The organism is Streptomyces sp. NTD107 (genome assembly GCF_059510435.1).
Genome location: NZ_JCAJZV010000018.1, coordinates 37,330 through 55,440, shown reverse-complemented (window position 1 = coordinate 55,440; position 18,111 = coordinate 37,330). Strand labels below are relative to the sequence as shown.

The following is an 18,111-nucleotide window of genomic DNA, read 5'->3' as shown; positions in this document are numbered from 1 at the left end:
TGGTGGGCGGCCGTTCCCGGCCCGTACGGTCGTCGCTCCCGACGGCCGCCCGGCCGCCCGGCCGCCCGGCCGCCCGGCCGCCCGGTCGCCCGGCCCTGCCGGAGCCGGGACCGCACCCCGTAGGGTGGTGGTGCTATGAATGAGTTCCCCGGTGCTCCCTCCGGTCCCCGTACGGGACCGCGTCTTCGTGTTCTCGCCGCGATGTCCGGCGGCGTCGATTCCGCCGTCGCCGCCGCCCGTGCCGTGGAGGCCGGGCATGAGGTGACCGGCGTCCATCTGGCGCTGTCCGCCAATCCGCAGTCCTTCCGCACCGGCGCGCGCGGCTGTTGCACCATCGAGGACTCCCGCGACGCCCGCCGGGCCGCCGATGTCATCGGCATCCCCTTCTATGTGTGGGATCTCGCCGAGCGGTTCCGCCAGGACGTGGTCGAGGACTTCATCGCCGAGTACCGGGCCGGCCGTACCCCCAATCCGTGTCTGCGCTGCAACGAGAAGATCAAGTTCGCCGCGTTGCTGGACAAGGCGCTGGCGCTGGGCTTCGACGCCGTGTGCACCGGCCACTACGCCACCGTGGTGACCGCCCCGGACGGCAGTCGCCAGCTGCACCGGGCCACCGATCTCGCCAAGGACCAGAGCTATGTGCTGGGTGTCCTGGACGAGCGGCAGCTGGCCCACGCGCTGTTTCCGCTGGGCGACACCCGTACCACCAAGGACGAGATCCGGGCCGAGGCCGAGCGCCGTGGGCTGGCGGTGGCGAAGAAGCCGGACAGCCACGACATCTGTTTCATCGCGGACGGCGACACCCAGGGCTTCCTGGCCGGCCATCTGGGCGCCGCCGAGGGCGACATCCTCGACGAGGGCGGCCGGCGGGTGGGCACCCACCAGGGTGCCCACGGGTTCACCATCGGCCAGCGCAAGGGCCTGCGCATCGGCCACCCGGCCGCCGACGGCAAGCCCCGCTACGTACTGGACATCTCGCCGGTGGACAACACCGTCACGGTGGGTCCCGCCGAGGCGCTGGACATCGGGGCGCTGACCGCGATCCGCCCCCGCTGGTGCGGCGCCGCCCCCACCGGCCCCGGCGACTACACCGCCCAGCTGCGCGCCCACGGCGGCGAGACCCCGGTGACCGCCGAGCCGGAGGGCGCGGACCGGCTGCGGGTCCGGTTCGCCGAGCCGGTGCGCGGGGTGGCGCCCGGCCAGGCGATCGTGCTGTACGACGGCTCGCGGGTGGTCGGCTCGGCGACCATCGCCGCCACCGAGCGCGCGGTCACCTCGGTCCCCTCGGTCACCGCGGCTTCCCCGGCTTCCCCGGCCTCCGCGCCCGCCCCGGTCACTTCGGCCGGTGGCTGAGCAGATCCCCCGGCTGGCACTCCAGCACCTCGCACAGGCGGGTCAGGGTGGAGAACCTGATGGCCTTGGCCCGCCCGTTCTTGAGCACGGACAGATTGACGTTGGTCACGCCCACCTGGTCGGCCAGCTCGGTCAGGGTCATGCGCCGCTCGGCCAGCAGCCGGTCCAGATGGACCTCGATGCCGTGCAACTCCGTGTCGCCCACCGGCATCACACCACCCCCTCCAGGTCCTCCCGCATATCCGTGGCCAGTTGGATCAGCCGGCCGAAGGTCAGCAGGCCCAGGCCGGTGAAGATGGGCCACCAGCGGACCTGCTGCGGGTCGATCAGCTGCGCGTAGCCCCAGTAGTCGGTCGCGTAGGAGATCAGTGTGCCGTAGACGAAGCCCTGGAGCAGGTGCAGCGCCACCGAGCCGGCCGCCAGGTACCAGCCGAGCACGGTCAGCCCGCGCACCGTACGGCCGGTGAACGGGCCGTACTTGCGCGCCCGGCGGATCAGCAGCCAGGCCATCACCAGGGCGCCGACGTGCCACAGCAGGGAGGCCTGGGTGGCGAGGATGTTCAGCGCCCGCTGGCCGGCGCTGCCCTCGAAGCAGTAGGTGGGGCTGACCGTGACGCTGACGCCGGGTGCCGCGCCGAACGCGTTCTCCGTCCAGGTGCCGCCGCCGTTGGTGACCGGGTCGGCGACGCACACGTCGGAGGGCAGATAGAAGCCGACCCCGTCGACGAAGATCGCCAGCAGGCCCCACAGCGTCAGCACCACGACGCCCAGGGTGCAGACGGCCGTGACCGCCAGCTCGATCGGCTCCAGCGGATCCTTCGGCGGCCGGCCGGGGCGAGCCGGCCGGCTCTCGCCGGATCTCATCAATGACTTCAAGGCAGCCTTCACGAGGCACCCCCCTTATCGTTTATCGATGCTATCGATTAACGATAAGCCTCTGGTCTCCGGTTGGCAATCACCGGAACGGAGGACCTCGCCGACGCCACCTCGCCCACCGCCACATCCACCACCAGCAACCCCGGCTCCGCTCCCAGCCGCCCCCGTACCTCGCCCAGCGGCGAGACCACCATGCTGTGCCCGATCCCGGTCGGCGCCGACGTGGCCGGCTCCTCACCCACCGCCGCCGGATCCGCCTGCCCCGCCGCCACCACCCAGCAGGTGGAATCCAGTGCCCGGGCCCGTACCAGCAGCTCCCACTGCTCCCGCTTCCCCGCCCCCGCGCCCCACGACGCCGGCACCACGATCACCTGCGCCCCCAGCGCCGCCAGCCGCCCGAACAACTCCGGGAACCGCACGTCGTAGCAGGTCGCGAAGCCGAACGTCACCCCGTCCGCCTCGGCCGTGACCGGCCCGTCGCCGGGCGCCACCGTCCGCGACTCCGCGAAGCCGAACGCGTCGTACAGATGCACCTTGTCGTACCAGGAGTCCACCCCCCGCCCCGTGATCAGCAGCGTGTTGCGCACCCGCCCGTCCGCCGCCGGCGTGAACATCCCCGCCACCACCAGCAGCCCGTGCCGCGCCGCGATCTCCCGCACCCCCGCCGCCCACGGCCCGTCCAGCGGCTGCGCCACCGGCCGCAGCGGAATCCCGAACCGCGCCATCGCCGCCTCCGGGAACACCAGCACCGACGCGCCCCGCTCCGCCGCCCGCTCCGCGACCCGGGCCAGCTCCGCCAGATTCGCCTCCGGGGACACCCCGGACAGCACCTGCCCCACCGCGATCCGCACTGTCCCCGTACCGTCCGTACCCGCCATGCCGCCGCCTCCCGCTGCCGAACCGTTCCTGCCCGTACGAGACCATGCTCGTATGGCAACGCATGTGATCACAGGCGCCGGCTCCGGAATCGGTACCGCCGTCGCCGAACGCCTCGCCGAACGCGGCGACGAACTGTGGCTGTGGGCCCGCGACGCCGGCCGCGCCGCCCAGCTCCGCGACCGCTTCCCCGGCGCCCGCACCCTCGTCGGCGACCTCGCCGACCCCGCCCGGCTCTCCTGGGCGCTCGGCCACCAGACCCTCCCCGACCGCGTCGACTCCCTCCTGCACATCGCCGGCGTCGTCGACCTCGGCGGCATCGGCGACCTCACCCCCAAGGTCTGGCAGGCCACCCTCGCCGCCAACCTCGTCGCCCCCGCCGAACTCACCCGCCTCCTGCTGCCGCAGCTGCGCGCCGCCCAGGGCCATGTGCTGTTCGTCAACTCCGGTGCCGGACTGCGCGCCCACCCCCAGTGGGGCGCCTACGCCGCCAGCAAGCACGGCCTCAAGGCCCTCGCCGACGCGCTGCGCGCCGAGGAGGCCGGCCACGGGGTACGCGTCACCACCGTCTACCCCGGCCGCACCGCCACCCCCATGCAGGCCAAGGTGCACCAGCAGGAGGGCAAGGAGTACGACCCGGACCGCTGGATGACCCCCGAATCGGTGGCCACCACCCTCCTCACCGCACTCGACCTGCCGCGCGGCACCGAGATCACCGACCTCTCCGTACGCCCCACCGGCTGAGCGGACCCGCGCCGCCGAACTCGTAGGCTGCCGGGGTGAACGACACGGCGAACCACGACGCGGCCAGCGACCCGCGACACCCCTGGGGCCCGGCCGCGGCCACCGGAATCGGCTCCATGCCGGGCGTGGACATCAGGGAGTCGGTGCGCACCGTCACCGGCTCCCTGGAGTCCCTGCCGCACCTGCCCGAACTCCCCGCCCGCGGCCCGGGCGCCGACATGATCGGCCGCACCGCCGGACTGCTGGCCGAGCTGTACGTCCATCTGGAGCCCAGCGGCTGGCGGATCAGCGACCGCCCCGGACGCGACACCCGACGCGCCCACGCCTGGCTGCGCGAAGACCTCGACACCCTCGAAGAGTTCACCCAGGGCCACACCGGCGCGCTGAAGATCTCCGCCGTCGGCCCCTGGACCCTGGCCGCCGCCCTGGAACGCCGCACCGGCGAGGCCATGCTCGGCGACCCCGGCGCCTGCCGCGACCTCGCCGCCTCCCTCGCCGAGGGGCTGCGCGCCCACCTCGCCGACGTACGCCGCCGCGTCCCCGGCGCCCGCCCCGTGCTCCAGCTCGACGAACCCTCCCTCACCGCCGTCCTGCACGGCGCCGTCCCCACCGCCAGCGGCTACCGCACCCACCGCGCCGTGGACCGCGCCGTCGCCGAAGGCGCGCTGCGCGACCTCATCGCCGTCGGCCACGCCGCCGGCGCCCCCGTCGTCGTGCACTCCTGCGCCCCCGGCGTCCCCGTCCCGCTGCTGCGCCGGGCCGGCGCCGACGCCGTCTCCCTCGACTTCTCCCTCCTCACCGAGCGTGAGGACGAGGCGATCGGCGAGGCGGCGGAGGGCGGCACCGCGCTGTTCCTCGGCGTCGTACCCGGCACCGGCGAGCACGCGGCGGAATTGTCGGACCCGGCCGGTACGGTCAGTGGAGTCAGGTCGCTGTGGCGCAGGCTGGGGCTGGCACCGGGGCTGCTCACCGAGTCCGTGGTGATCACCCCGGCCTGCGGACTCGCGGGTGCCTCCCCGGCGTACGCCCGGGCGGCGCTGGCGTGTTGCGTCCGGGCGGCGAGATCCCTCGCGGACAACCCTGAGTGAGGACGGAGACAAGACGGTGTCGATCGAAGCGCGGTCAGCAGTGCCCGCCGAGGCACGGGAGCGGCACGCCCGGCTCGCTGAGCGGGTCGAGGAGCACCGCTTCCGCTACTACGTGAAGACAGCGGTGATCAGCGACGCCGAGTTCGACGCGCTGCTGCGCGAACTCCAGGCGCTGGAGGAGGCGCACCCCGAGCTGCGCACCCCCGACTCGCCCACCCAGCAGGTGGCCGGGTCGTACGAGACGGAGTTCACCTCCGTCGAGCACGCCGAACGCATGCTCTCGCTCGACAACGCCTTCGACGACGCCGAACTGTCCGCCTGGGCCGACCGGATCGCCGACGAGCTGGACGGCATCCCGTACCACTTCCTGTGCGAGCTCAAGGTGGACGGCCTCGCGGTCAATCTCACCTACGAGCACGGCCGGCTCACCCGCGCCGCCACCCGCGGGGACGGCCGTACCGGGGAGGACATCACCCCCAACGTGCGTACCATCGAGGAGATCCCGGCCCGGCTGAGCGGGGAGCGGATCCCCGCGCTGGTGGAGATCCGCGGCGAGGTGTTCTTCCCCATGGAGCGCTTCGAGGAGCTGAACGCCCGGCTGGTGGACGCCGGGGAGAAACCGTTCGCCAACCCGCGCAACGCGGCGGCCGGTTCGCTGCGCCAGAAGGATCCCAAGGTCACCGCGTCCCGCCCGCTGCGGATGGTGGTGCACGGCATCGGCGCCCGCGAGGGCTTCGGCATCGACCGGCTCTCGCACGCCTACGAGCTGCTGCACGAGTGGGGGCTGCCCACCGCCCGGGCCGCCAAGGTGGTCACCTCCCTGGACGGGGTGCGCGAGTTCATCGCCTACTACGGGGAGCACCGGCACGCCGTCGAGCACGAGATCGACGGCGTGGTGGTCAAGCTGGACGAGCTGCCGCTCCAGGGGCGGCTCGGCTCGACCTCGCGGGCGCCGCGCTGGGCGATCGCCTGGAAGTACCCGCCGGAGGAGGTCAACACCAAACTGGTGGACATCCGGGTCGGGGTCGGGCGCACCGGCCGGGTCACCCCGTACGCCGTCGTCGAGCCGGTCACGGTGGCCGGCTCCGAGGTGGAGTTCGCCACCCTGCACAACCAGCAGGTGGTCAAGGCCAAGGGCGTGCTGATCGGGGACACCGTCGCGCTGCGCAAGGCCGGCGATGTCATCCCGGAGATCCTGGGCCCGGTGGCGGACCTGCGGGACGGCAGCGAGCGGGAGTTCGTGATGCCCGCCGAGTGCCCCGAGTGCGGTACGGCGCTGCGGCCGATGAAGGAGGGGGACATCGATCTGCGCTGCCCCAACGCGCGCTCGTGCCCCGCGCAGCTGCGCGAACGGCTGTACTACCTGGCCGGCCGCAAGTGTCTGGACATCGACCACTTCGGGTACGTGGCCGCCACCGCGCTCACCCAGCCGCTCCAGCCGGCCACCCCGCCGCTGCGGGACGAGGGCGGCCTGTTCGACCTGCGGGTCGAGGAGCTGCTGCCGATCACCTCCTACGTACTGGACCAGGACACCGGGCTGCCCAAACGCGATCCGGAGACCGGCGAGCCGAAGATCGTGACCTTCTTCGCCAACCAGCAGGGCGAGCCCAAGAAGAACACCCTGGCCATGCTGGAGGCCATCGAGGCGGCCAAGCGACAGCCGCTGGCCAGGATTCTCACCGGGCTCTCCATCCGGCATGTGGGCCCGGTCGCGGCACAGGCGCTGGCCCGGGAATTCCGGTCGCTGGACCGCATCATGACGGCCGGGGAGGAGGAGTTGGCGGCCACCGAGGGGGTGGGCCCGACGATCGCGGCCTCGCTCTCGGACTGGTTCGCCGTCGACTGGCACCGCGAGATCGTCGAGCGCTGGCGGGCCGCCGGGGTGCGGATGGAGGACGAGGGCGCCGGTGAGGAGGCCGGGCCGCGCCCGCTGGAGGGGGTCACCGTGGTGGTGACGGGGACGCTTGGGTCCCACACCCGTGACGGTGCGAAGGAGGCGCTCCAGAGCCGGGGCGCGAAAGTGACCGGATCTGTCTCCAAGAAGACCGGTTTTGTGGTGGTGGGGGAGAGCCCTGGCTCCAAGTACGACAAGGCCGTGCAGCTGAAAGTGCCGGTGCTGGACGAGGCCGGCTTCGCCGTACTGCTGGAGCAGGGCGCCGACGCCGCTCGCGAAGTCGCCCTGAGCGCAGGGGAAGAGGCGGAAACCGGCACCGAAGCGACTGGGGCGGCCGAAGCGGCCGAGGTGACGGGAGAGAAGGGGAAAGAGCGGGCGGAAGGGGAGAAATAACGCCGCCGCAACGGAAGATGACGCGTGGGTGGCGCGGGACAGCGGCATATACCAGGGAATGGGGCAACTGCCCGCCCGGTGTGAAGAAAACGCCCGACTTTCCGCCACCCCGCGTCCGCGGAGCCGGACCGCGGCCTAGTGTGGGGGGTGTGCCTGCCCTGGCGCGGGCAAGCAAGCCGTGAGAGGGACCCGCATGCAGTCAGCCCCCACGGGAAGACCGACCCAGCGGCGCGGCTGCGCGTGGCTGGCCCGGTACACCCGGCCCGCCGTCCTCACCGCCGCCGCGATCGCCCTGATCATCGGCGTCTGCCGCGTGGTCACCGAGGGACACGCCCTGTTCCCCGGCGCCCGCGCCGGATTAGGCTTCGCCCTGCTCACCGGAGCCGTCGTCACCCACCTCGTCGCCGTACGCGGCGACCGCTGGTGGGGCAGCTCCGGATCCGGCGCCGCCCTGGCGCTGGCCATGCTGCTCCAGTACGGCTGGGTCCCGGCCCTGCTGATCAGCCTCTCCGTGGTCACACTCGTGGGCGCCGCCCGCCGCGACCGCAGACAACAGGCCCTGGTGCACGGGGCCATCGACATCCTGGGCGTCGGCGCCGCCGGGGTGACCCTGGCCGCCTTCGGGGTACGCCCCAGCGTCGCCCACCCCTGGCATCCGGACGACTGGACGCCGGCCGTTCTCGTCCAACTGCTGCTGGGCGCCGTCGCCTACCTGGTGGTCTCCCGCACCCTGCACTGGCTGTGCGACACCCCGTCCGCCGCGCTGCCCGCCGCCGGCTCCGCGGTGACCGCCACCGCCCTGCTGCGGCAGGGGATGATAGCGCTGGCTCTGCTCTGCTTCGCCCCGCTCGTCGTCGTGGTCGCCGCCGAAGTGCCCGTCCTGCTGCCCCTGTTCGCCGTCCCGCTGATCGCCCTGGACCGCACCCTGTGGCTGGCCAACGCCCGCGCGGAGGAGCAACTGCTCGACCCGCTCACCGGGCTGCCCAACCGGCAGTGGCTGCTGGACCGCACCCGCACCACCCTGGAGGAGGACGACCGAACCCAGAGTCAGAGCCAGAGCCAGAGCCAGAGCCAGAGCCAGAACCCGGACCCGGACCCGGCCGCCGGGGCCACCCGCTGCGCCCTGATCCTGATCGACCTCGACAGCTTCCGCGACGTCAACGACACCCTCGGCCATCTCACCGGCGACCGGCTGCTGCTCCAGATAGCCGACCGGATCCGCACCGGGCTCCCCCCGGACGCCGCCGCCGCCCGGCTCGGCGGCGACGAGTTCGCCGTCCTGCTGCCCTCCGTCGCCTCCGCCGACGCCGCCCAGCGCGTCGCCCGCGCCCTCATCGACTCCCTCAGCGCCCCCCTCGGACTCGACGGCCTCACCCTGGTCATGGAGGCCAGCGCCGGCGTCGCCATCGCCCCCGACCACGCCCGCGAGGCCGAAGACCTGCTGCGCCGTGCCGACGTCGCCATGTACGGCGCCAAGCGGGACCGCAGCGGCGTCCAGGTGTACGAGGCCAGCCGCGACGACCACACCCCCGACCGGCTCGGGCTGCTCGGCGACCTGCGGCACGCCCTGGACCGCGGCGAGGTCGAACTGCACTACCAGCCCAAGGTCCGCTTCGACGGCGCCGTCGCCGGCCTGGAGGCCCTCATCCGCTGGGCACACCCCGAGCGCGGCCGGGTCCCCCCGGACGAGTTCATCGCCATCGCCGAATCCTCCGGACTGATGCCCCAGCTCACCGAGTACGTCCTGGAGACCGCGCTGCGCCAGGTGGCGCGCTGGCGCGCCGCCGGGCTGAGTGTCCCGGTCGCCGTCAACGTCTCGCCGCGCGACGTGTACACCGAGGGCTTCACCCAGTCCGTCGCCACCCGGCTCGCCCGCCACCGGGTGCCGGCCGGCTCGCTCCAGCTGGAGATCACCGAACACGTCATGCTGGAGGACCCGCAGCACGCCGCCGACACCCTGGCCGATCTCACCCGGCACGGCGTGAAGATCTCCCTGGACGACTTCGGCACCGGCTACTCCTCGCTGTCCTATCTGCGGACCCTGCCGGTCAGCGAACTCAAGATCGACCGCTCCTTCGTCGCCGGCCTCGCCGCCGACCCGCAGAACGCCGAGATCGTCCGCTGCACCATCGAACTCGCCCACTCGCTCGGCCTGGTGGTGGTCGCCGAGGGCGTCGAGGACGACGAGACCTGGGAACGGCTGCGCGACATGGGCTGCGACGCCGTGCAGGGCTGGCTGGTCTCCGCCGCGCTGCCGCCCGCCGAGGCCACCGCCTGGCTGCGCGGCCGGGACAGCGACCCGCCGCCCGCCGAGGCGGCCGGCGGCATCGAGCCCGCAGGCGCCACCGGCGCGGCCGGGGCCACCGGGGCCGGCGAACTCCCGCAGAACCACCAGCCGGTGCGCTGACCACCGGGCCGGGCCCGTACCGTACGAGGCCGGGTGCGGCCGTACGCGGCGGCCCGGCCCGTACCCCCATCCGTAACGCGCGCGCGGCGGCTCCCCGCAGACCCATAGGATTGAGGCGCAAACCAGCCCTCGACCAACAATGAGGATCGCCGCATGCCAGGCATCACGCGCGAGGAGGTCGCCCACCTCGCCCGGCTGGCACGTCTGGAGCTGACGGACGAAGAGCTCGACCACTTCGCCGGGCAGCTCGACGACATCATCGGCGCGGTCGCCCGCGTCTCCGATGTCGCCGACCAGGACGTGCCCCCGACCTCCCACCCGCTGCCGCTGACCAACGTCATGCGGCCGGACGAGGTACGGCCCTCGCTCACCCCGCAGCAGGCGCTCTCCGGCGCGCCCGCCGCCGCCCAGCAGCGCTTCAAGGTGCCGCAGATCCTCGGGGAGGAGGCATGACCGACGTGATCCACCGCACCGCCGCCGAGATCGCCGCGCAGATCGCCGACGGCTCCGTCACCGCCACCGAGGTCACCGAGGCGCACCTCGCCCGGATCGACGCCGTCGACGAGAAGGTGCACGCCTTCCTGCACGTGGACCGCGACGGCGCCCTCGCCCAGGCCCGCGCCGTCGACCGGGCCCGCGCCGCCGGCGAACAGCTCGGCCCGCTGGCCGGCGTCCCGCTCGCGCTCAAGGACATCTTCACCACCGAGGGCGTCCCCACCACCTGCGGCTCGAAGATCCTCGAAGGCTGGATCCCGCCGTACGACGCCACCGTCACCCGCCGGCTCAAGGCCGCCGGGGTGGTGATCCTCGGCAAGACCAACATGGACGAGTTCGCCATGGGCTCCTCCACCGAGACGAGCGCCTACGGCCCCACCGGCAACCCCTGGGACCTCACCCGGATCCCCGGTGGCTCCGGCGGCGGCTCGGCCGCCGCGATCGCCTCCTACCAGGCGCCGCTGGCCATCGGCACCGACACCGGCGGCTCCATCCGGCAGCCCGCCGCCGTCACCGGCACGGTCGGCGTCAAGCCCACCTACGGCGGGGTCTCCCGCTACGGCATGATCGCCTTCTCCTCCTCCCTCGACCAGGGCGGCCCCTGCGCCCGTACGGTCCTGGACGCGGCGCTGCTGCACGAGGCGATCGCCGGCCACGACCCGCTGGACTCCACCTCCATCGACGCGCCGGTGCCCTCGGTCGTCGCGGCGGCGCGCAACGGCTCGGTGGCCGGGCTGCGGGTCGGCGTGGTCAAGGAGTTCCGCGGCGAGGGCTACCAGAGCGGCGTCATGGCGCGCTTCGACGAAGCCGTGGAGCTGCTGCGCGAGCTGGGCGCCGAGGTCGTCGAGGTGTCCTGCCCGTCCTTCGACAAGGCGCTCGCGGCCTACTACCTCATCGCACCCTCCGAGTGCTCCTCCAACCTGGCCCGCTTCGACGCCATGCGTTACGGGCTGCGGGTCGGCGACACCGGCGGGCACTCCGCCGAGGAGGTCACCTCCCTCACCCGCGGCGCCGGCTTCGGCGACGAGGTGAAGCGGCGCATCATGCTCGGTACGTACGCCCTGTCGTCCGGCTACTACGACGCCTACTACGGCAGCGCGCAGAAGGTCCGTACCCTGATCACCCGCGACTTCGAGCGGGCGTTCGGCGACGTGGACGTGCTGATCTCGCCGACCACCCCGACCACGGCGTTCGCCATCGGCGAGCGCGTGGACGACCCGATGGCCATGTACCTGGCCGACCTGTGCACCATCCCCACCAACCTGGCCGGCAACGCCGCCATGTCGCTGCCCTGCGGCCTCGCCGACGAGGACGGTCTGCCGGTGGGGTTGCAGATCATCGCCCCCGCGATGGCCGATGACCGGCTGTACCGCGTGGGAGCGGCGGTCGAGGCCGGCTTCCAGGCACGCTGGGGACACCCGTTGCTGGAGGAGGCACCCGCGCTATGAGCAAGAAGCCCAAGTCCAAGGCCAGTACCTATCTGTCGCTCGGCGCCACGCTGTTCGGCGCGTACGGCGTGGCCAAGCAGCTGCGCGCCGCCCGTGCGGAGCGTGACCCGCTGGAGCTGGCCGACGCGATCATCTCGGCCGCCGGCCTCGTCACCGGCATCGCCCTGCTGAGCCGCGAGCTGCGCCGCATCAACCGGGAGGCGGACCTCGACCTCGCCCTCCCCGAGCCGACTGACCGCGCGTGAGAGGTACCACCCCGTGACCATGACCGACGACCTGGTGTCGTACGAGGACGCCCTCGCGTCCTACGACCCCGTCATGGGCCTTGAGGTCCATGTCGAACTCGGCACCGCGACGAAGATGTTCTGCGGCTGCGCGACCACTTTGGGCGCGGAGCCGAACTCCCAGACCTGTCCCACCTGTCTGGGGCTGCCCGGCGCGCTGCCGGTGGTCAACGCGGTGGGCGTGGAGTCCGCCGTGCGGATCGGGCTCGCGCTGAACTGCGAGATCGCCGAGTGGTGCCGGTTCGCCCGGAAGAACTACTTCTATCCGGACATGCCGAAGAACTTCCAGACCTCGCAGTACGACGAGCCGATCGCGTTCAACGGCTATCTGGACGTGCAGCTGGACGACGGCACGATCTTCCGGGTGGAGATCGAGCGCGCCCACATGGAGGAGGACACCGGCAAGTCCACCCACATCGGCGGGGCGACCGGCCGGATTCACGGCGCGTCGCACTCGCTGCTGGACTACAACCGGGCCGGCATCCCGCTGATCGAGATCGTCACCAAGCCGATCACCGGGGCGGGGGAGCGGGCGCCGGAGGTGGCGAAGGCGTACGTGGCCGAGCTGCGCGAGCTGATCAAGGCGCTGGGCGTCTCCGAGGCCCGCATGGAGATGGGCCAGATGCGGTGCGACGTGAATGTGTCGCTGCGCCCGCACGGGCGGGAGAAGTTCGGCACCCGCAGCGAGACGAAGAACGTCAACTCGCTGCGGAGCGTCGAGCGCTCGGTGCGGTTCGAGATCCAGCGGCACGCGGCGGTGCTGAACGGCGGCGGCACCATCGTCCAGGAGACCCGGCACTTCCACGAGGAGAACGGGTCCACCACCTCCGGGCGGGTGAAGGAGGAGGCGGAGGACTACCGCTACTTCCCCGAGCCGGACCTGGTGCCGGTCGCCCCGGCCAAGGAGTGGGTGGAGCAGCTGCGCGCCGAGCTTCCGGAGCTGCCGCGGGCGCGGCGCAACCGGCTGCGGGAGGAATGGGGCATCTCGGAGCACGAGATGCAGTCCGTCCTGAACGCGGGCGCCATCGATCTGATCACCGCCACCATCGAGGCGGGCGCGGATCAGGCGGCGGCGCGCAAGTGGTGGATGGGCGAGCTGGCGCGGCGGGCGAACGAGGCGGGCAGCGAGCTGGCGGCGCTGCCGGTGACGCCGGCGCAGATCGCCCGGGTCGCGGCGCTGGTGGCCGAGGGGTCGCTGAACGACAAGCTGGCCCGGCAGGTCATCGAGGGCGTGCTGGCGGGCGAGGGCTCCCCTGACGAGGTCGTCGAGGCGCGCGGGCTGAAGATCGTCAAGGACGAGGGCGCGCTGGGCGCGGCCGTCGACGAGGCGATCGCGGCCAACCCGGGCGTGGCCGACAAGGTACGCGGCGGCAAGGTCGCGGCGGTCGGCGCGCTGGTCGGCGCGGTGATGAAGGCGACCCGCGGTCAGGCGGACGCGGCCCGGGCGCGCGAGCTGATCCTGGAACGCCTGGGCGTCCAGGGCTGACACGCGACCGCGTACGCCGTACGCCGTACGCGCCCGGTGGGGGCGGCACCGTCCGAACGGACGGCGCCGCCCCCACCGCCATGTCCGTCAAAGCCGGGCCGCCCCACGAGGCCACGACCGGCACCACGACGGCACGAGCGCCTTCCGGCACACGCATCGCGTACACCGCACGCAGTCCGATCCCCCCACACCACCACCTCCGAGCCGCCCGACCTGCGGAGTAGCGACTGCGCTCGCTGTACGCCGTTTTCCCCCGCGCCGTACCCCGCGCTGTGTCGCCCCGTGCGCCCCGCAGGCCACCACCTCCGAGCCGCCCGACTTGCGGAGTAGCGACTGCGTTCGCTGTACGCCGTTTTCCCCCGCGCCGTACCCCGCGCTGCGTCGCCCCGTGCGCCCCGCAGGCCACCACCTCCGAGCCGCCCGTTCTGCGGAGTGCCGATTGCGTTCGTTGTACGCAGTGGGGTCCCCGGCGTCGTACGCGGGGCGTTGCCGCCCCGCGTTGCCGCCCGGCGGTCGCGGTCCGCGTCGTGGGTCGCCGTGGTGGGTGATCGGGTGCGTCGCTCGTGTCGCGGGTTACTCCCGGGTGTGGACCGTGCCGCGCCCTTGGCCGAGCAGCCCCGCGCCGTCCCGTCGTTCGGCTAAGGACCCCGGAGGGCCGGGCTAAGGCACCCGGGGGTGGGGAACGCGGCGTTCTCCCGATGCGCCCGTACCCCGGCGCCGCGCACAGTGGTGGCGTCGGATCAATGACGCGCACTCATGGGAGAGACGCCTTGTCACTGGAGTACGAACTGCACAAGCAGCGGGCCGCCGAACTGGAGCGGGCCGCCGCCGAGCGGCGCCGCGCCAAGCGGGCCGCCGCCGCGAAGCAGCCGCCCGCCGCCCCCGCCGGAAAGCCGGCCGCGCGCGGGGGATGGTCGACGGCGGCGTGAACCGCACCCCCCACCCGATATCCGGTGTCCTGGTTCGCGCCGACCGTGCCATGCTCGGCAGCGTGGAGAGCCATCGGGTCAGCCCCGTGTTCATCGGCCGGGACACCGAACGCGCCGCCCTGGTCGCGGCGCTGGAGCGCGCCCGCGCCGGGGAGCCACAAGCCGTCGTCATCGGCGGCGAGGCCGGGGTGGGCAAGACCCGGCTGCTGGAGGAGTTCCTGACTGCCGCCCGGGACGGCGGCGCGGTCACCGCGGTCGGCGGCTGCGTCGAGCTGGGCGCGGACGGCCTGCCGTTCGCCCCCGTCTCCGCGCTGCTGCGCGCCCTGCACCGCCACCTCGGCGACGAGCTGATCGCCGCCGCCGGCGGCCAGGAGGCCGAGCTGGCCCGGCTGCTGCCCGAACTGGGCGAGGCGGGCCCCGCGACGGGCGGCGGCGAGCCGGACCGGGCCCGGCTGTTCGAGCTGACCGCCCGGCTGCTGGAGCGGCTGGCCTCGGCCGGCCGCCCGCTGATCATCGCGGTGGAGGATCTGCACTGGTCGGACCGGTCCACCCGGGAGCTGCTCGGCTATCTCTTCCGCTCGCTCCAGCGTTCCCAGCTGATGGTGCTGGCCACCTACCGCACCGACGACATCCACCGCCGCCACCCACTGCGACCCTTCCTCGCCGGGCTCGACCGGCTGCGTACCGTACGGCGGCTGGATCTGGCACGGTTCACGCAGGACGAGGTGGCCGCCCAGATGACGGCGATCACCGGGGCCGTACCGGACGCCGCGCTGGCCCGCTCCGTCTTCGAGCGGTCCGAGGGCAACCCGTTCTTCGTGGAGGAGCTGACCGCCGACGGCGGCGCCGCCCGCGCCGCCCTGAGCCCCACGCTGCGCGATCTGCTGCTGGTGCGGATGGAGACCATGCCGGAGCAGGTCCAGGAGACGCTGCGGATGGTGGCGGCCGGCGGCTCCTTCGTGGAGCACGCCCTGCTCGCCGAGGCCGCCGACTGCGCCGAGGCCGACCTGCTGGCGGCGCTGCGTACCGCGGTCGGCGCCCATCTGCTGGTCCCCACGGACTGCGGCGGCTACGCGTTCCGGCACGCACTGATGCGCGAGGCGGTGCTGGACGACCTGCTCCCCGGCGAACGCGCCCAGCTGAACCTCCGCTACGCGCGCGCCCTGGAACGGGCGGCCCTCGCCGTACCCGAGGATCAGCGCGCCGCCCGGCTCGCGGGGTACTGGTATCACGCTGGCGAGCGGGAGAAGGCGCTGCCCGCCGTCCTGGACGCCGCCGTCCACGCCCGCCGCCGCTACGCCTACGCCGAGCAGCTGCGGCTGCTGGAGCGCGCCCTGGAGCTGTGGGACGCGGTGCCGCCGGGGGTACGGGCCGGGCTGCGGCCCGTCGACTACGTCTGGGCCTATCCGCCCGCCGGCGCCGGCCCCGCCGGAAGCCTGGACTTCGTGGATCTGCTGGCCGAGGCGACCATGGCGAGCCTGCTCGCCGAGCGGTTCGACCGCGCGCTGACCATCAGCCGGCGCGCGCTGCGCACGCTGGAGGAGCACCGCGATCCGCTGCGCGCCGCCTGGTTCTGGCTTCAGCGCTCCCGGATGATCAACGGCCCCGCGCGCAGCGACGGCCGCGCCGAACTGCTCCGGGCACAGGAGCTGGTACGCGGCCTGCCGCCGTCCGTCGTGCACGCCCAGGTGCTGGCGCAGGTCGCCGCCCGGCAGTCGGCGGGGGAGCCGGTCGGGCCGCAGATGTTCGAAACGGCCGAGCGGGCGCTGTCACTGGCCCGGTTGGTGGACGCGGAGTCCACCGAGCTGTACGCCCGCTTCACGCTGGCCTGTCTGCGCACCGAGGCCGGGGAGGTGGAGGACGGCATCGCGGAGATGACGGCGGTGCTGGACCGGGTGCTGGAACGCGGCGAGGTGAGCGTGCTGGGCCGCTGCCTGGTCAATTTCGCGGTCACCGTGGCGGAGATCGGCCGGCTCGACCTGGCCCTGGAGATGACGGACCGGGGGCTGCTGCTGGCCGACCGCTTCGGGCTCGCCGACACCAAGAGCTGGCTGTACAACAACCGGGCCATGGTGCTGCTGCTCCGGGGCCGCTGGGCGGAAACCGGCGAGGCACTGAAGGAGGCCATGGACCGGGCCCGTACCGACACCCCCCGCTCCGCCGCCATGGTGATGTCCGCCCAGCAGGCGCTGCTGCGCGGCGAGGTGCGCGCCGCCCGTGCCGGGCTGGCCGCCGTGCACGCCGGCTTCCACACCCCGGAGCTGCGCCGTGACTTCCTGATCGGGCTGAACCGGCTGGAGCTGGAGCTGGCCGTGCGGGACGGTGACATCCGGCTGGCCAGGGAGCTGTTCCGAGTGGCCATGGCGGGCGGTCCGCCGCCGTTCAACGCCAGCTATCTGTGGGCGATGCTGCACGCGGCGGCCCGCGCCGAGTCCGACACCCGGGGGCTGCCGGAGGCGGACAGCGGTCGTACGGAGGCGGTTCAGGCGATCCGTGAGGCCATGGCACGGGTACCCCGGTATTTTCCGCTGTGGGAGGGCCTGGGCGCGTTGGTCGACGCCGAGTTGTTGCGCGCGGAGCGACGGGACACGGCCGCCCGCTGGGGCGAGGTGGTCGCGGTCCTCGAACCGCTGGGGCTGCCGTACCACCTGGCCGACGCCCGGGTCTGCTGGGCGGAGGCGCTGCTGGCGCAGGACGGAACGGCGGGGGAGGGACGGGAGCGGGCGGTCCGCTTGCTGCGGCGGGCGCGTACGGTGGCGGCCGAGCTGGGCGCGGCGCCGCTGGTCGCCCGGATCGATCAGCTCGCCGCGCGCAGCCGGGTGGCGCTGGAGCAGCGGCTCACGCCGCCGCCGGCGCTGCCCGCGCCCGCCCCTGCCCCCGAGCCGGCCCACGCCGCCCGGGATCCCTTCGGGCTCACGCCGCGCGAGTGGGACGTCCTGGAGCTGGTGGCCGAGGGCCGCAGCAATCGGCAGATCGCCGAGCGGCTGTTCATCTCGCCCAAGACGGCGAGCGTCCATGTCTCCAACATCCTGGCCAAACTGTCGGTCACCAGCCGTGGCGAGGCCGCGGCGCTGGCGCACCGGCTCAGACTGGTGGCGCCGGGGACGGCGACGGCGACAGGAACGGCTACGACGCCGGCGACCGCACCGGCCCCGGGACGCTGACCGTGACCCGGCCCGAGTCCAGATCGATCGGGCCGGTGCCGCCCGGGGCGTTGCTGCCCTCGTCGACCCGGTCGAACTCCAGCCGCCACGCCTCTTCCTCGGTGTGGTAGCCGCCGGGCCGGAACAGCGCGTCCATCAGACTGAACGGATTGGGCATCCCCGCCTCCAGGGTCGAGATCCGATCCTCGTCTCATGAGATAAGACGATTCACGGTGGTCCGGGGGTTCCCCACAGGGGGGGCCTTATCCCCCGCCCAGCTCCCAAGGCCCCGCCCCGACTCCGGCTAAGGCCCCCGCCACCTGCCGGAATGCGCACGCTGCCCGATGCGCCCGCCCCACCTGCCCGAGGAATGTGGAGGCATCAGGAACCACAGGAACCACAGCAGAGGCAGCGACCCCATGTACCCGGACCTCAACCTCATCAAGGACCGCATCGACACCCTGCACCGCGAAGCACGCCACGAACGCCTGCTGCGCGAGGTCCGCACCGCCCGGCGCGGCGCCCGCACCACGGAAGCCGCCGAGGAACCCGAGGAAACGGAGGAACCGCTCGTACGGGTGCCTCGCCCCCACCGCTGGTTCCGGGCCCGCGCATGACCCCCGCTCCCGCCCCCGCCGCCCCCGCCCCCGCCCCGAAAACCCCCGGGAGGTTGTCAGACGGATGTGCGATGCTGC

The 18,111-nt window shown here is 73.3% G+C and carries 16 protein-coding genes; 12 read left to right on the top strand and 4 right to left on the bottom strand.

What is annotated here, in order from left to right; translation table 11 throughout:
• The first annotated feature begins 135 nt into the window (after nucleotides 1-135).
• Nucleotides 136-1,353, top strand: a complete 1,218-nt coding sequence (mnmA, locus tag AC5WRL_RS25915) for a tRNA 2-thiouridine(34) synthase MnmA (RefSeq protein WP_496091082.1) — start codon at nucleotides 136-138, stop codon at nucleotides 1,351-1,353.
• Here mnmA and AC5WRL_RS25910 read toward each other — a convergent pair.
• From AC5WRL_RS25910 to AC5WRL_RS25900, 3 genes are read right to left on the bottom strand one after another with little or no spacing between them, the layout of a single operon-like run.
• Nucleotides 1,334-1,564 (bottom strand): helix-turn-helix domain-containing protein, encoded by a 231-nt coding sequence (locus AC5WRL_RS25910; RefSeq protein WP_496091081.1) that lies wholly within the window; start codon nucleotides 1,562-1,564, stop codon nucleotides 1,334-1,336. The two genes, mnmA and AC5WRL_RS25910, sit on opposite strands and share 20 nt — an antisense overlap.
• Nucleotides 1,564-2,217, bottom strand: a complete 654-nt coding sequence (locus AC5WRL_RS25905) for a DUF2975 domain-containing protein (protein WP_496091080.1) — start codon at nucleotides 2,215-2,217, stop codon at nucleotides 1,564-1,566. Before AC5WRL_RS25905 ends, AC5WRL_RS25910 begins: the two co-directional genes overlap by 1 nt.
• A 59-nt stretch (nucleotides 2,218-2,276) precedes the next feature.
• Nucleotides 2,277-3,080 (bottom strand): carbon-nitrogen hydrolase family protein, encoded by an 804-nt coding sequence (locus tag AC5WRL_RS25900; RefSeq protein ID WP_496091120.1) that lies wholly within the window; start codon nucleotides 3,078-3,080, stop codon nucleotides 2,277-2,279.
• A gap of 79 nt (nucleotides 3,081-3,159) precedes the next feature.
• On the opposite strand from AC5WRL_RS25900, the gene AC5WRL_RS25895 reads away from it, so the two are divergent.
• The 10 genes from AC5WRL_RS25895 (at nucleotide 3,160) to AC5WRL_RS25850 (ending at nucleotide 17,437) form a co-directional block, all read left to right on the top strand.
• Nucleotides 3,160-3,849, top strand: coding sequence for an SDR family oxidoreductase (locus AC5WRL_RS25895; protein WP_496091079.1), 690 nt, complete (start codon nucleotides 3,160-3,162; stop codon nucleotides 3,847-3,849).
• 35 nt (nucleotides 3,850-3,884) lie between these two features.
• Nucleotides 3,885-4,937, top strand: a complete 1,053-nt coding sequence (locus AC5WRL_RS25890) for a methionine synthase (RefSeq protein ID WP_496091078.1) — start codon at nucleotides 3,885-3,887, stop codon at nucleotides 4,935-4,937.
• A gap of 16 nt (nucleotides 4,938-4,953) precedes the next feature.
• Complete coding sequence (gene ligA, locus AC5WRL_RS25885; protein ID WP_496091077.1) at nucleotides 4,954-7,224, top strand: NAD-dependent DNA ligase LigA; 2,271 nt, start codon at nucleotides 4,954-4,956, stop codon at nucleotides 7,222-7,224.
• A 193-nt stretch (nucleotides 7,225-7,417) separates the two neighbouring features.
• Nucleotides 7,418-9,631, top strand: a complete 2,214-nt coding sequence (locus tag AC5WRL_RS25880) for a putative bifunctional diguanylate cyclase/phosphodiesterase (protein ID WP_496091076.1) — start codon at nucleotides 7,418-7,420, stop codon at nucleotides 9,629-9,631.
• 153 nt (nucleotides 9,632-9,784) lie between these two features.
• Entirely contained in the window at nucleotides 9,785-10,084 is a 300-nt protein-coding gene (gene gatC / locus AC5WRL_RS25875; RefSeq protein WP_019434265.1) for an Asp-tRNA(Asn)/Glu-tRNA(Gln) amidotransferase subunit GatC, read from the top strand.
• Nucleotides 10,081-11,574, top strand: coding sequence for an Asp-tRNA(Asn)/Glu-tRNA(Gln) amidotransferase subunit GatA (gene gatA / locus AC5WRL_RS25870; RefSeq protein ID WP_496091075.1), 1,494 nt, complete (start codon nucleotides 10,081-10,083; stop codon nucleotides 11,572-11,574). Before gatC ends, gatA begins: the two co-directional genes overlap by 4 nt.
• Nucleotides 11,571-11,819: a hypothetical protein gene (locus AC5WRL_RS25865; RefSeq protein WP_496091074.1), complete on the top strand. Its 249-nt coding sequence runs from the start codon at nucleotides 11,571-11,573 to the stop codon at nucleotides 11,817-11,819. The genes gatA and AC5WRL_RS25865 overlap by 4 nt, the downstream gene beginning before the upstream one ends.
• A 19-nt stretch (nucleotides 11,820-11,838) precedes the next feature.
• Nucleotides 11,839-13,344, top strand: a complete 1,506-nt coding sequence (gatB, locus tag AC5WRL_RS25860; protein WP_496091119.1) for an Asp-tRNA(Asn)/Glu-tRNA(Gln) amidotransferase subunit GatB — start codon at nucleotides 11,839-11,841, stop codon at nucleotides 13,342-13,344.
• Between the two features lie 770 nt (nucleotides 13,345-14,114).
• Nucleotides 14,115-14,273, top strand: coding sequence for a hypothetical protein (locus AC5WRL_RS25855; protein WP_496091073.1), 159 nt, complete (start codon nucleotides 14,115-14,117; stop codon nucleotides 14,271-14,273).
• 50 nt (nucleotides 14,274-14,323) lie between these two features.
• The gene (locus tag AC5WRL_RS25850; RefSeq protein ID WP_496091118.1) at nucleotides 14,324-17,437 is read left to right on the top strand and encodes a helix-turn-helix transcriptional regulator; all 3,114 of its coding nucleotides are present in this window, start codon (nucleotides 14,324-14,326) and stop codon (nucleotides 17,435-17,437) included.
• Here the strand turns inward: AC5WRL_RS25850 and AC5WRL_RS25845 are convergent.
• Nucleotides 17,400-17,594, bottom strand: a complete 195-nt coding sequence (locus tag AC5WRL_RS25845; RefSeq protein WP_496091072.1) for a DUF6191 domain-containing protein — start codon at nucleotides 17,592-17,594, stop codon at nucleotides 17,400-17,402. The two genes, AC5WRL_RS25850 and AC5WRL_RS25845, sit on opposite strands and share 38 nt — an antisense overlap.
• Nucleotides 17,595-17,835: 241 nt before the next feature.
• On the opposite strand from AC5WRL_RS25845, the gene AC5WRL_RS25840 reads away from it, so the two are divergent.
• A complete protein-coding gene (locus AC5WRL_RS25840; RefSeq protein ID WP_496091071.1) occupies nucleotides 17,836-18,033 on the top strand; it encodes a hypothetical protein in 198 nt (65 codons plus the stop codon).
• Nucleotides 18,034-18,111 lie beyond the last annotated feature (78 nt).